We start from the raw sequence: 13835 nt of genomic DNA on the forward strand, positions 1-13835 counted from the left end.
AATCCGGCCTGTTGCGCGAATGTCGATATCGCCCCGCTCCACAGGCCGCGTGCCGGTCGATTCAAAACAAGAAACGCGATGGCGCCGTCCGGGCTCGTGGCCGGGCCGGAGGCCTTACCGTCCGTCTGGTGTCTGCGTTCCCCAGAGGAGTCCCTTGACCTGGTCGTAGTGCCGTCTGGCGTCGTAGACCTCGGCCTTGAGCCTGAGGGTTTCGGCGGAGAGGCGGCCGATGGCGGAGAGCACGGCATAGGAGGCGACGACGCGGTCGCGCTGGGCGGTCACCAGGGTAGAGCGGGCGCTGACCAGCTCCTGCTGGGCGTTGAGCACGTCGAGCGTGGTGCGCTGGCCGACCTTGGCCTCCTCGCGCACGCCGGCGAGGGCGGTCTCCGCCGCCTGGACCTGGGCCTGGGCGGCGACGATCTGGGCCTTGGCGGCCTCGTGCGCGCCCCAGGCCGAGACCACCGCGGCGCGCACCGTGTCGCGCTGGCTGTCGACCTCGATCCGGCGCTGGCCGGCGGTCTCCTTGGCCTGCCGCGTCCGCGAATAGACCTGGCCGCCCTCGTAGATCGGGATCGTCAGCGTGCCGACGACGCTGGCCGAGGTGCGGTTGTCGCCGAAGCTGGTGACGTCGTAGCGCTGCTGCACGAGGCCGCGCACGCCGAGCACCGGATAGAGATCGGCCTCGGTGACCTTGACCTGCAGCTCCGCCGCATCGACGCCATGCAGCGAGGCGATGATGGCGGGGTGGCCGACGAGCGCGCCGTTGAGCGCGGCCGGCAGCGATTTCGGCAAAAGGTTCTCGACCGGGCGGCCGGGCGCGAGCTGCTTCGGCTCGGCGCCGACATTCTGGCGGTAGCGCGCGATCGAGGTCTTGAGGTTCGATTCGGCCAGGATCGCCTGCGACTGCGACTGCGACAGGCGCGCCTCGGCCTGGGCCACGTCGGTGCGCGTCACCTCGCCGACCTGGAAGCGGTCGCGCGTCTGGCGCAGCTGCTCCTCCAGAACCTCGACGTTGTTGCGGTTGAGCGTCAGGATCGCGGTGTCGCGCAAGACGTTCATATAGGAGGTCGCGGCATCGAGCAGGACGTTCTGCTCGGTGTTGCGCAGGGCCGCGCGGGCGCCGAGCACCTGCGATTCGGCCTGGCCGACGGAGCTGCGCGTCTTGCCGCCGTCGAAGATGTTCTGGTCGATCTGCACGCCGGCGCCGCGCGGGCCGAGCCGCGAGGTCGCGCTCCCGAGGCCCGGGAGGTTCGAATCGGTGATGCTGGCGCCAATATCGGCCGAGGCCGTGATCCGCGGCCGATAGCCCGACAGCGCCTGCGGCACGTTCTCGTTGGTGGCGCGAACCGAGGCGCGCTGCGCATTCAGCGTCGGATTGCCCGAATACGCCCGCGACAAAGCCGCATCCATCGTCTGCGACAACGCAGACGTCGAAACGCCCGAAACAAGCGCAAGGCCGAAGGCGGCGGCAAAACCGAGCCCGGCGGTCTTTGTGTGGTTATTCCGTCGTGTCACCGGACGCCTCATGTGCGGACTCAAGTCGCGCCTAGGCATCGCCCCAGCCTCGGCATACTAGTAAAGTGCTACATAACCCGCCCTGCCCCGCCCGCCAACGCGCAGACCGGGCCCGGCGGGCTTTGAGTTTCACAGTGCCGCAAAAATGCGACACTGTGAAACTCAGAAGACAAAGGCCGGTATCCTGAGAAATTCCGCCAGAACGGGCGCCGCCGCATCGAAAACCGGGCGGCCCGAGACGTTCCCACCGGATTCCTGGTAGAGTTTGACCCGCGCCGAGCGTCCCAGCCCCTCGATGGCGATCAACCGCCCGCCCCCGCGCAGCAGCGAGAAAAGTGTTTCCGGAACGGTCTCGCAAGCGCCGCTGACGAGAATCGCATCGAAAGCCCGGTCGGCGGGGCGCCCCTTGGCGATAGCGACATCGGCCGCTGCATGGCTCAGGGCGGCCTCCGCCATCGCGAACGCGGCGACATCCGGCTCCCACAACGTCGCCTGCGTGCCCATGCGGGCCATCAGGGCGGCGCCGTAGCCGGTTCCGCCGCCATATTCGAGAACATCTTCGCCCGGCTGCAGATCGAGGAGCTGGATCATCCTGGCGATCACCATCGGCGTCATCAGCGCGCGGCCGGTTCCGGGCAGCGGCACCGGCTGATCGAGATAAGCCAGATGCGACAGGGATTGCGGCATGAAGGCCTCGCGCGGGACCTCGTCGGCCGCAGCCAGGACGGCGCGATCCGTCACGTCATAGGTCCGCATCTGGCAATCGACCATCATGCGGCGCAGTGCGGCGAAACTCTCCATGTCCCGAAATCTCCGTCCGCGGCAGTCATGGGCCGGTCCCGAAGCCGGCCGGTGGACAGGCGCGCCGTGGCGCCCACCCTGTCCGGCAGCGTCGCTGCCCGTGTGCTTTCTGTTCGAGTGCGCTGCAAAAGGCAAGACGTCGAGACGGGCCGGCGCGAAAGGGCGCTGGCCTGCGCCCGCGGTACAGATGACGCGTGCGACTCGGTCGTGACTCTGATGTCCGGAAATTTTGGAGGCCTCGCCCGGAATCGAACCGGGGTGCAAGGATTTGCAGTCCTCTGCGTAACCACTCCGCCACGAGGCCTTCCGCGGGGCAGCGCCGCAGCGCGTTCCCGAAGGCCGCCTATAACCACATGCGGAGGTTCGCTGCAACCGCCAACCGCACGGGATGATGCCTGCGGACGCAATCCCAGCCTTCGTTCCGAAAAAGGGTTGCGCAGCCCGAGAGGCGTCGCTATACGCGGCCACCGATCCCGGATAGCTCAGCGGTAGAGCAATCGACTGTTAATCGATTGGTCGCAGGTTCGAATCCTGCTCCGGGAGCCAGTTATTTCAAGAGCTTGGGCGGGAAACCGCCTGGGCCCTTTCCCATTGCAGGTACGGGATAGGCGCTGCACTTCGCGATGCCGCTCAGATGCGCGGTTCGGATCCCTTGATCCGCGTTTTTTCACCGCCCTCGCCTGTCCTCGGCTTCGTCCCGCCTGTGCGATCGTTGAGCTGCAGAAATATGCGGTTTACCCGCAAGGGCGTGTTCGTCTTTGCGGGCTATGCAACAATTGGCTCCAGCGTATCGTGGCTGGCTTCGAACAAAGCCGAGACTCTCTGCATGTGACGACCCCGGCGGGACCGTATCCCGTTCAGTTTCGTCAGGCGCCATGATCGCGCCGGCCTCCAGCGCGGAGCGCACCCTCGCCGACTGGGGAACGAGCGCTCGCGAAGGCCGTGCCTTGTGGTCCATCTTGCAAACGGGACCGGATCGCGTTGCTGAGAATTCTGCGTGCGAGCGGATCATAGTACCTGCTCAAAGCAAGCGCCGCGAAGAATATAAGGACCAAAAGAGCAACGCCCGCCCCGGGCGAGAATGCGGCTGGCGAATGGCCGTACATGCGGACGGCCCTGCGGGCCATCTCGAAGATCGGGGCATGGATAGCGTACACAGCGAACGACGCTTCACCGATATACTCGAAAATCGGTTGCGAGATTCGCGTAGGTTCGATCGAAGCAGCCAGCATGACGATTGCAGGAAACAGGAACAGAACGCAAAACAGATCGAAAAAAATCCTCGCAGCTCCATCGATATGCACCGTAAAGAGCGCCGCTATAATGAACAGCGGAGTCCAGCTCAGGATTCGTGGCCCCAGTCTAGGCAATCCAAATCTGTATATAATTACACCCAAGAAAAATGAAAAATACACACGGATCGAACCGCCGATAAAGGTCTGCCAATAGGCGCCTATATCTAGATTTCCAAAATGAAACGCCGATGCGATTAACATCACCGCGGCGATCGAAACGGTCAATATCAGAACCGTATTGGTAAGTTTCTTCCAGAAGGCGACATAAAACACGTTGATAGCGATTTCATAAAACAGCGACCAACCAGGTACGTTGGTGGGATAAAGTACCAATGCGTAGTTGAAATCGGGAGACGGCAGCATAACGAGACCGAGGACGATCGCTCTGACGAGCCCAAACAAATTCAGCTCTCCTGCTCCCATTCGCCAAGCGAGAGCAGCGCTCACTGAGCCAATAATTGCCCCGATTACATATAGTGGATAGAAGCGGATAGCTCTCATCCAGAAAAATTGCGATGTTCTCAGTCCATTTTTGAAGCGCTCCTCATAAGAGTTTGCGATAACGAACCCGCTCATGACAAAGAAAAAATCTACCGCCAGATAGGCACTTTCAGGCGTCCATCGACCAAAGAAACCTTGCCCATGCAGGATCAAAACTGCGATGGCGGCGACGCCTCGCAGACCGTTGAGTGTCGAATACACTCTCTTTGGATGATCCAATTCGCTCAGGCCCCACGAATTGCCCGTTTGAATTGAAATAACGATACGTAAGGCACACGTGTCAACGTGGAGAATTTTTGATAATTAATGCGGCATCAGCCGCGAACGGCAACGCGCCGGCGTTGCGAGTCGTCCTGCTCGTCCAACACAGTTGAAGCGTGCGTCACGCGGCGGAGCCCGCGGCCCTCGGCGGGAATCAGGCCGGCGCCGGGAGCCGACCCTGAGACAGCATCTCGGGCGCGAGTATCCGGGCGCCGATGAAGAAGCCGCGCACGGCATCCGAGACGATCTGGTCCATGTCCTGCGGAGTCGGCGTCCGGTACACATAGCGCCGGATCGCGACGTAGAAGATGCGGCCGTGCAGGCCCCAGAACATTTCGGTCTCGCGCTCGCCGAGCGGTTGGTCCGAAGTGGCGGGGAGCCCGAGTTCCTCACGCAACTCGAGGCAGGACGGCTCGATCACCCTGCGCCTGACGATGTCGAGGTAGCGCCCGGTGATGTCGAAGGCGCGCAGCCCCGAGAAGACGAAGATGCGCACCCAGTCATGGTCGAAGACCTGCTCGACATATTCCCGGTAGAACTGCGTCAGCCGTGCCTCCAGAGGCCGTGACCTGTCGGTGATCAGCGGGGCCCAGGAGGGCCGCCAGCGACTCAGATAGACATGCTCGTAGACGCGCTCGATCAGCGCCTCCTTGCTCGGGAAATGCCGGTAGATTGCGGAATGCGTGATCCCCATCCGCTTGGCGAGCTCACGCGTCTGACCGTCGAAGCCGCGCTCGGCGAAGAAACGGATCGCCTCGTCGAGGATGGCCTGTTCCCGGTCCGGCCCGCGCATGTTGCGGCGGCGCGGGCGAGCGCCTTCACCCGTCTCCTCCTTCGGCATCGGCATGGTCTTCGGCGTCGGCATGTTCGCTATATCTCTCCAGCTATAACGTATTGATGTCGCGATTCAATTTCGTGACCATCCGGTCATTTTAACTTGACGGGTCGCTGCTGTCGTGCGCTTCTTTTGAGACCAGATGGTTACAAATCTGGATCTGGAAGTGAAACGCATCAATGGAGCTTGCCGGCTGTGAAAGCCCGGTCCTTCAGCTATGTCCGCCCCACAACGATCACGGAGGCGATGGCAGCCTTCGCGGCGGCCGGTGGCGAGGCGAGCTACATCGCCGGCGGCCAGAGCCTCGTGCCGGCGCTGGCGCTGCGACTGCAGGCGCCCGACTGCCTGATCGACATCGCCCATATTGCGGAGATGGCCGGCATTGCACGGCAGGGCGAATGGCTGCGGCTCGGCGCCCTCACCCGCCATGTCGATGCTCACGACGACCCGCTGATCGCCGCCTGTGCGCCGCTATTGCGGCTGGCTGCACCGCATGTCGCCCACCCGGCGATCCGCAACCGGGGCACGCTCGGCGGCAGCGTCGCGCTCGCCGATCCGGCTTCCGAATTCCCGGCGATGATGCTCGCCATGGGCGCCGAGATGGAGATCGCCGGGCCGGACGGAAGCCGGCGCGTGCCGGCCGACGCCTTCTTCCAGGATCTGTACCAGACTGCGATCGAGCCCGGCGAATTGCTGGTCGCCTTCCATATCCCGGTCGCGAAGCCGCATCATCGCTGCGCCTTCGACGAGCTTGCACGGCGGCGCGGCGACTATGCCATCGTCGGCTGCGGGATGATGCTCGCCATCCCGGAGGGCGCCGTCACGGAGGCGCGCATCGCCTTCCTCTCCGTCGGCCCGACGCCGCTTCGCGCCCGCACCACTGAGGCCGTCCTGACGGGCTCCCGTCTCGACCAGGCCGTGATCCGGCAGGCGCAGACCGCGCTGGCCGACGACCTCGACCCCGCCGATGACGGGCATGTTCCGGCGGCGATGCGTCTGCATCTGGCGCGCGTGCTGCTCGGCCGTCTGCTCGAACGTCTGGGCGGCTGCGTCGCGGAGGCCGCATGAGCACGACGCTTTCCATCAGCCTCTCGGTGAATGGCGAGGAGATCACCCGCCTCGTCGAGCCGCGCGAGACGCTGGCCGATTTCCTGCGCCGCGACCTGCAACTCACCGGCACCCATACGGGCTGCGAGATGGGCGTCTGCGGCGCCTGCCTCGTGCTGCTCGACGGTCGGCCCGTCCATGCCTGCCTGACCTTCGCCGTGCAGGCCTCGGGCGCTGCAGTCGAGACCGTCGAGGGGCTGACGGAAAGCGCCGCGATCGCCGATCTGCAGCGCGCCTTCCACGAGCGCAACGCGCTGCAATGCGGCTTCTGTACGCCCGGCATGCTGGTCACCGCCCATGGCCTGCTGGCGCGGGAGACGCTGCCGAGCCGCGCGGAGATTCGCGACGCGCTCTCGGGCAACTACTGCCGCTGTACCGGCTATGAGGCGATCGTCGACGCGATCGAGACCGTGGCGCGCCGCCGCGCCGCGGGCGAGGTCTCCGCCGCTTTCCTGGAGGAGCCGGCATGAACGCGCCGCTGGGCTCCCTCGATCGCCCGAATTCCTATATCGGCCGCTCGGTCTCGCGGCCGAACGCCAAGCGCCTGCTCGCCGGGCGGGGCCGCTATGTCACCGATCTCGCACTGCCGCGCATGCTGCACGCCGCCTTCCTGCGCAGCCCCTATGCGCATGCCCGCATCGTCTCGATCGATGCGACCGAGGCGCGTGCGATGCCGGGCGTGCGGCTGGTCGCGACCGGCGTCGATCTCGCCCGTATCTGCACGCCCTGGACCGGCACGCTCGATCATTTCAAGGGTATGAAATCGACCGAGCAGTTGCCCCTGCCGGTCGCGGAGGTGCTGTGGTCCGGGCAGGCGGTCGTCGCCATCGTTGCCGAGACACGGGCCCAGGCCGAGGACGCCGCCGAGGCGATCGTCGTCGAATTCGAGGAGCTGCCGGTCGTCGTCGATGTCGATGCCGCCCGCGAGCCCGGCAGCGACCGCGCCGCCAGCACGATCGCGGATAATCTCTGTTTCCATAGCCGGCTCGATACCGGCGGCATCGACGCGATCTTCGCCGGCGCCGCCCATGTCGTCGAGGAGGAATTCCGCTTCGGCCGGCATACCGCGGTGACGCTCGAGCCACGCGCGATCGTCGCCGATTACGACCGCAGCGAAGGCAAGCTCACGGTCCATCACGCAACGCAGACGCCCTATCAGTTCCAGGATCTCTACGCCCGCCACTATGGCATTCCCGAAGCCGGCGTCCGGGTGATCGCGCCCGATATCGGCGGCTCCTTCGGGATGAAGCTGCATGTCTATCACGAGGACATGGCGGTGGTCGGCCTGAGCATGCTCACCGGCCGCCCGGTCAAATTCGTCGCGGACCGGGTCGAATCCTTCGTCTCCGATATTCATGCGCGCGATCATCGCGTCAGGGCGCGGCTCGCGCTCACCGCCGATGGCACCATCCTCGCCATGGATGTCGACGACGTCACCGCCATCGGCGCGTTCTCGACCTATCCGCGCACCAGCGCGGTCGAGGGCAACCAGGTCGTCCGGCTGATGGGCGCGCCCTACCGCTTCCGCAACTACCGGGCCGAGCTGTCCGTCGTCTTCCAGAACAAGGTCCAGACCAGCCAGTACCGCGCCGTCGGCCATCCGATCGCCTGTGCCGTCACCGAGCGGCTGGTCGACATGGCCGCGGCCAGGGCCGGGCTCGATCCGGTGGAGATGCGGGAGGCCAACCTCATCGCGGACGATGCCTATCCTTGCGACTCGCCGACCGGCTACCGGTTCGAGGCGCTGTCGCATCAGGCGAGCCTGGCCAAGCTCAAGGCGATGATGGACTACGACGCCTTGCGCGCCGAGCAGGCGGCGCTGCGCGAGCGCGGCATCCATCGCGGCATCGGCATCGCCAGCTTCGTCGAGATCTCCAATCCGAGCCCGGCCTTCTACGGCATCGGCGGGGCGCGCATCTCGGCGCAGGATGGTGCGGTCGTCACGGTCACGCCATCAGGCGAGGTGCGCTGCCTGATCTCGGTGACGGAGCAGGGACAGGGCACCGAGACCATCATCGGCCAGATCGTGGCCGACCAGCTCGGCGTCCCGCGCGAGCGGGTCAGGGTCGTGACCGGCGACACCGAGGTCACGCCTCATGGCGGCGCGACCTGGGCCTGTCGCGGCGCCGGCATCGGCGGCGAGACGGCGCTGCAAGCGGCGCGCAAGCTGCGCGACAATGTGCTCTCGCTGGCCGCCACCATCCTGCAGGCGAAGGCTTCCGAACTCGACCTGCGCGACGGCGTCATCGTCGAGGCACTGACGGGGGTCGAGCGCATCACGCTCGGCGATGTCGCGCGCATCGCCTATTTCCGCTCCGACACGCTGCCGCCCGGCGTCAGCGCGCAGCTCTCAGTGGCGCATCACTATGCGCCGCAGGGTTACCCCTTCGCCTTCACCAACGGCATCCAGGGCTGCCATGTCGAGCTGGATGCGCAGACCGGCTTCGTCAGGATCCTGAAGCACTGGGTCGTCGAGGATTGCGGGCGCATCATCAACCCGCTGCTGGTCGACGAGCAGGTGCGCGGCGGCGTGGTGCAGGGGCTGGGCGCCGCCTTCTTCGAGGAATGCCTCTACGACGAGAACGGCCAGCTCACCAACGGCTCGCTCGCCGATTACCTCGTGCCGATGGCCTGCGAGATGCCCGACATCGCGGTTGCCCATATCGAGACGCCGACCGCCGACACCGTGCTCGGCGCGAAGGGCTGCGGCGAGGCCGGAACGGCCGCCGCCTCCGCCGCCGCGCTCAACGCCGTCAACGACGCGATGGCGCCCTTCGGCGCCAGCATCGCGCAGATCCCGATGACCCCCGCCCGCCTGCTGAAAGCGCTCGGGCGCTTCTGACGACAACGACAAGAACCGGAACCCGTGGAGGACGACATGACCAGGACCAGCACAGGCCTTCCGCTCAGCCGCCGCGACGCGCTCGCCGGCCTCGCCTCGGCCTCGGCCGCGCTCGCGATGCCGGGCCTCGCGCGGGCACAGGCCGAGACGATCCGCATCGGCTTCCCGACGCCGCTGACCGGGCCCTTCGCCGCCGAGGCCAAGGACCAGGTCAAGAGCGCCGAGCTGGCGGTGAAGCTGTTCAACGACAAGGGCGGCATCGCCGGCCGCAAGGTCGAGCTCCTGGTGCGCGACGACAAGCTCAACGCCGGCGAGGCCGCCACCCGCACGCTCGAGCTGATCGAAAAGGACAAGGTCCATGCCATCGTCGGCGCGCTGTCGAGCGCGGTGCAGCTCGCGGTCAACGAGGTCACGCGTGCGCGGGGCGTGATCTATGTCTCGATCAGCCAGTCCGACACCATCAACGAGATCAAGGATTTCAGCCGCTTCACCTTCCACGAGGCACTGAACCCGCACATGACGACGGCCGCCGTCGCCAAGCATACCTTCAAGAAGGATGCGAAGATCGCCTATCTCGCCGCCGACTACGCCTATGGCCACGAGATGCTGCGCGGCTTCAAGCGGGCGCAGGCCGCGCTCGGCGCAACCGGTGTCGGCGAGATCCTGCATCCCTTCGGCGCCGCGGACTACTCGACCTTCATGCCGCGCCTGCGCTCGATGCGGCCCGACATCCTGTGCATCTGCAATTTCGGCCGCGACCAGGCCAATTCGATCAAGCAGGCCGTCGATTTCGGCATGAACCGGCAGTCGAAGATCGTCGTGCCGGTGCTGCTGCACAACCAGCGCCTCGCCATCGGTCCCGAGGCCTTCGAGGGTGTGATCGGTGGCGCGAACTACTATTGGGGTCTGGAGGAGACGATCCCCTCGGCCAAGGCCTTCAACGACGCCTTCAAGGCGGCTCATGGCGGCGCCTATCCGACGGATTACGGCGCCTATGGCTTCACCGGCGTCTATTCGCTGCTGCTCGCCATGGAAAAGGCCGGCGGTACCGAGACCGACAAGGTGATCGCGGCGCTGGAGGCGCTGACATACGACATCGCCAAGGGCCCGCAGAGCTACCGCAAATGCGACCACCAGTCGGTTCAGTCGGTGCTCGTGCTGGAGGCGAAGAAAAAAGCCGAGATGAAGAACGAGGCCGATCTCTTCAAAGTGCTGGCGACCGAGCCGGCCTCCGAGACGATTCTGCGGAGCTGCACCGAACTCGGCTTCCCGGCGTGACCCTGCTCTCGAAAGCCAACGCCAGCCCCGCCATGGACGTGCTCTGATGGACGCCGAACTCGTCGCCATGCAGCTCTTCTCGGGCGTCGCGCTGGGCGCGATCCTGATCATGGTCGCCCTCGGCCTGTCGATCATCTTCGGCATGCTCGGCGTGGTGAACTTCGCCCATGGCGCCTTCTTCATGGTGGGCGCCTATGCGGGCCTGTGGGTCGCCTCGCTGACCGGCAGCTTCTGGTGGGGGCTCCTCATCGCCCCCATCGCGATCGGCCTGTTCGGCATGGCGATCGAGCGATTCCTGATCCGGCCTCTCTACAAGCGCTCGGTCGACGACCCGCTGCTGCTCACCTTCGGGCTCGGCTATGTGCTGGTCGAGGCGGTGCGGATCGTCTTCGGCAGCGACGGCATTCCCTTCCAGACGCCTTCGCAGCTCGCCGGCGTGGCCGATCTCGGCATCGGCTTCTTCCCGATCTACCGGCTCTTCGTCGTCGGCGTCGTGGTGGTCGTTCTGCTGCTGCTCTGGCTCGGGCTGGAAAAGACGAAGTTCGGGCTGATCGTGCGGGCGGGCGCACGCGATCCGCAGATCATGCGCGTGCTCGGCATCGACATCGCCAAGGTCTGGCTGCTCGTCTTCGGGCTGGGCATCGGGCTGACCGCGCTGGGCGGCGTGCTCGCCGCGCCAATGCGCAACGTCAATCCCGAGATGGGCTCGCTCGTCCTGGCCGAGGCCTTCGTCGTCACCGTGATCGGCGGCATGGGCTCGCTCGTCGGGGCGGTGGTGGCGGGGCTGCTGGTCGGCGTCGCGATCAGCATGACGGCGCTGTTTGCCCCCGAAATGGCGACGATCGTGATGTTCGCGCTGATGGCGCTCGTGCTGCTGGTGCGCCCGCAAGGGCTCTTCGGCAAGCCTGGCCGCGCCTGAGGAGAACCGCAGATGACCGTTTCTTCCTCCTCGATCGCCTCCATCTCGACGGGCCTCGCCGGCAAGGGGGGCCTGCGAGCCTGGCTGATCGCCTGGCGCGTGCCGCTCTCGATCCTGGCGCTGTGCCTCTTGCCCTGGCTGCTGCCCTCGAAGGCGCTGGCGGTGAATGTGCTGGTCTACGGCCTGCTTGCCGTCGGCTACAACCTGCTCTTCGGCTATACCGGGCTGCTCTCCTTCGGCCATGCGGCATTCTTCGGCGCCGGGGCCTATGTCACCGGCATCGCGATCGGACAGTTCGGCCTGAACTGGTTCGTGGCCCTGCTGCTCGGCGTCGCCGCCGGAGCGGCGCTCGCCTTCGTCATCGGCCTGCTCTCGATCCGGACGCGCGGCATCTATTTCTCGATGGTGACGCTCGCGCTGTCGCAACTGGTCTACTACACGGCGCTGCAGGCCTCCTCCTGGACCGGCGGCGAGAACGGCTTGCGCGGCTTCACCGTCGGCCAGCTCAACATCTTCGGCTGGACGATCGATTTCCTCGATCCGGTAAAGAAATATTACGTGCTGATGGTCTTCGCGGCAGCGGCGCTCTGGCTCGTCTCGCGTGTCCTGAACTCGCCTTTCGGGGCCGTGATCGAGGCCATCCGCGAGAATGAGACCCGGGCGCGGGCCTGCGGCTACGATGTCGAGCGGACCAAGCTGATCGCCTTCACGCTGTCGGGGCTGATCTGCGCGCTCGCCGGCACGCTGTCGGCGCTGCATCTCGCGATCGTGCCGCTCGACAGCCTGCACTACCACACCTCGGGCATGATCGTGATGATGACGCTGCTCGGTGGGGCGGGCAGCTTCTTCGGCCCCTTCATCGGCGCCCTCGCCTTCCTTTTGATGGAAGACGTGATCTCGCTGTGGACCACGCACTGGCAGATCGTCGTCGGCACGGTCTTCATCCTGTTCGTGCTGTTCCTGCCCAAGGGCATCTGGGGCTCCGCTCTCGCCTGGAGGGCGTCACGATGAGCGCGCCCCTGCTCGCGGTCGAGAATATCGGACGGCGTTTCGGCGGCTTCGTCGCGCTGGAAGGCGTCACCGCGGCCTTCGAGCCCAACAAAGTCACCGCGATCATCGGCCCCAACGGCGCCGGCAAGAGCACCTTCTTCAACGTGCTCTCGGGCGTCCTGCCGCCCTCCTCCGGCTCGATCCGCTTCAAGGGCCGGGACCTGACGGGTACGCCGCAGCACCGCTTCGCGCATCTCGGCATCTCGCGCTCCTACCAGATCACCAACATCTTCCCGGAACTGTCCGTCCACGAGAACGTCCGCGTCGCAGCGCAGGCCTTTCGCTCGCGCTACGACATCTGGACGAACCGCGCGGCGCTGACGGGGGTGGCCGAGAAGGCGGATGCCGCGCTCGCCGCCGTCGGCCTGACAGCGCGCCGCGACGAGACGGCGAAGTTCCTCGCCCATGGCCAGCAGCGCGCGCTGGAGATCGCGATCGCGCTCGTCGCCGAGCCGGAATTGCTGCTGCTCGACGAGCCCACAGCCGGCATGGGGCCGGAGGAGACCAAGGAGATGGTTGGCCTCATCGAGAAACTCGCGGCGGACCGCACCATCCTGCTGGTCGAGCACAAGATGAAGATGATCCTCGGCCTCAGCGACCGCATCCTGGTGCTGCATCACGGCAAGCTGATCGCCGATGGCAGCCCGCAGCATATCCAGACGGACCCCGAGGTCCGCCGCGTCTATCTGGGGCAGAACGATGGCTATGCTTGAGATCGATGACCTCAACGCCTGGTACGGCGCGAGCCATGTGCTCCACGGCATCTCGCTTGCGGTCGAGCCGGGTGAGATCGTCGCGCTGGTCGGCCGCAACGGCGCCGGCAAGACCTCGACCATTCGTGCCGCGATGGGGCTGATGCCGAGGACGACCGGCCATGTCCGCTTCGCCGGCAGGGAGCTTCTGCCGTTGCCGGCGCATGCCCGCTTCAAGCTCGGCCTCGCCTATGTGCCCGAGGAGCGGCGCATCGTGCCGGGGCTCACCGTGCGCGAGAACCTGCAGCTCGGCCTGCTTGCGACGGACGGTGCGATTGACGAACGCCGCGCCATCGACGAGATCGCCGAGAGCTTCCCGCGCCTGAAGGAGAGGCTCGACCAGCAGGGCGTCACCATGTCAGGCGGCGAGCAACAGATGCTCGCCATCGCGCGCGCCATGATCGGCAAGCCGAGGATGATCCTGCTCGACGAGCCCTCCGAGGGCATCATGCCGGTGCTGGTCGAGGAGATGGGCGTGCTGTTCCGGCGCCTGCGCGACCAGGGCGTGACGCTGCTGCTGGTCGAGCAGAACGTCGAATGGGCACTCAAGCTCGCCGACCGCGCCGTCATCATCGATCAGGGCGAGGTCGTGCATCGCAGCACGGCGGCCGCCCTCCTCGCCGACAAGGCGATCCAGGAACGCTACTGCGCCGTCTGAGGCGCGCCCCGCAGACAGGCC

Annotated in this window: 12 protein-coding genes and 2 tRNA genes; 9 read left to right on the forward strand and 5 right to left on the reverse strand. The window is 66.0% G+C overall.

From position 1 onward, the window contains the following. Positions 1-114: 114 nt before the first annotated feature. From C8D03_RS22455 to C8D03_RS22465, 3 genes are all read right to left on the reverse strand, one after another. Entirely contained in the window at positions 115-1515 is a 1401-nt protein-coding gene (locus tag C8D03_RS22455) for a TolC family outer membrane protein (RefSeq protein ID WP_248308579.1), read from the reverse strand. Between the two features lie 162 nt (positions 1516-1677). Then, a complete protein-coding gene (locus C8D03_RS22460; RefSeq protein WP_108049839.1) occupies positions 1678-2316 on the reverse strand; it encodes a protein-L-isoaspartate O-methyltransferase family protein in 639 nt (212 codons plus the stop codon). A 230-nt stretch (positions 2317-2546) separates the two neighbouring features. Then, positions 2547-2620: transfer RNA gene (locus C8D03_RS22465), tRNA-Cys, on the reverse strand. Positions 2621-2787: 167 nt separating this feature from the next. Here C8D03_RS22465 and C8D03_RS22470 point away from each other — a divergent pair. Beyond that, positions 2788-2862 (forward strand) — tRNA-Asn (locus tag C8D03_RS22470). 320 nt (positions 2863-3182) lie between these two features. On the opposite strand, the gene C8D03_RS22475 is transcribed toward C8D03_RS22470, so the two are convergent. Next, positions 3183-4313 carry an acyltransferase family protein gene (locus tag C8D03_RS22475; RefSeq protein ID WP_181301177.1) on the reverse strand — a complete coding sequence of 377 codons (1131 nt, stop codon included), beginning with the start codon at positions 4311-4313 and terminating at the stop codon, positions 3183-3185. A gap of 214 nt (positions 4314-4527) precedes the next feature. Continuing rightward, on the reverse strand, positions 4528-5166 hold the full coding sequence (locus C8D03_RS22480; RefSeq protein WP_108051907.1) for a TetR/AcrR family transcriptional regulator: 639 nt from the start codon (positions 5164-5166) through the stop codon (positions 4528-4530). A gap of 237 nt (positions 5167-5403) precedes the next feature. On the opposite strand from C8D03_RS22480, the gene C8D03_RS22485 reads away from it, so the two are divergent. The 8 genes from C8D03_RS22485 to C8D03_RS22520 are packed head-to-tail and all read left to right on the forward strand — an operon-like array spanning position 5404 to position 13814. Beyond that, on the forward strand, positions 5404-6276 hold the full coding sequence (locus C8D03_RS22485) for an FAD binding domain-containing protein (protein WP_108049843.1): 873 nt from the start codon (positions 5404-5406) through the stop codon (positions 6274-6276). Beyond that, on the forward strand, positions 6273-6785 hold the full coding sequence (locus C8D03_RS22490; protein ID WP_108049845.1) for a (2Fe-2S)-binding protein: 513 nt from the start codon (positions 6273-6275) through the stop codon (positions 6783-6785). Before C8D03_RS22485 ends, C8D03_RS22490 begins: the two co-directional genes overlap by 4 nt. Continuing rightward, positions 6782-9157: a xanthine dehydrogenase family protein molybdopterin-binding subunit gene (locus C8D03_RS22495; protein ID WP_108049847.1), complete on the forward strand. Its 2376-nt coding sequence runs from the start codon at positions 6782-6784 to the stop codon at positions 9155-9157. Before C8D03_RS22490 ends, C8D03_RS22495 begins: the two co-directional genes overlap by 4 nt. A 36-nt stretch (positions 9158-9193) precedes the next feature. After that, the gene (locus C8D03_RS22500; protein WP_108051908.1) at positions 9194-10435 is read left to right on the forward strand and encodes an ABC transporter substrate-binding protein; all 1242 of its coding nucleotides are present in this window, start codon (positions 9194-9196) and stop codon (positions 10433-10435) included. Positions 10436-10481: 46 nt separating this feature from the next. Then, positions 10482-11354 carry a branched-chain amino acid ABC transporter permease gene (locus tag C8D03_RS22505; protein ID WP_108049849.1) on the forward strand — a complete coding sequence of 291 codons (873 nt, stop codon included), beginning with the start codon at positions 10482-10484 and terminating at the stop codon, positions 11352-11354. 12 nt (positions 11355-11366) lie between these two features. Beyond that, entirely contained in the window at positions 11367-12365 is a 999-nt protein-coding gene (locus tag C8D03_RS22510; protein ID WP_108049851.1) for a branched-chain amino acid ABC transporter permease, read from the forward strand. Next, entirely contained in the window at positions 12362-13117 is a 756-nt protein-coding gene (locus tag C8D03_RS22515) for an ABC transporter ATP-binding protein (protein ID WP_108049853.1), read from the forward strand. The genes C8D03_RS22510 and C8D03_RS22515 overlap by 4 nt, the downstream gene beginning before the upstream one ends. Beyond that, positions 13110-13814 carry an ABC transporter ATP-binding protein gene (locus C8D03_RS22520; RefSeq protein ID WP_108049855.1) on the forward strand — a complete coding sequence of 235 codons (705 nt, stop codon included), beginning with the start codon at positions 13110-13112 and terminating at the stop codon, positions 13812-13814. The genes C8D03_RS22515 and C8D03_RS22520 overlap by 8 nt, the downstream gene beginning before the upstream one ends. Positions 13815-13835: the final 21 nt, after the last annotated feature.

The sequence above is a fragment of the Bosea sp. 124 genome, from assembly GCF_003046175.1.
GTDB lineage: Bacteria > Pseudomonadota > Alphaproteobacteria > Rhizobiales > Beijerinckiaceae > Allobosea.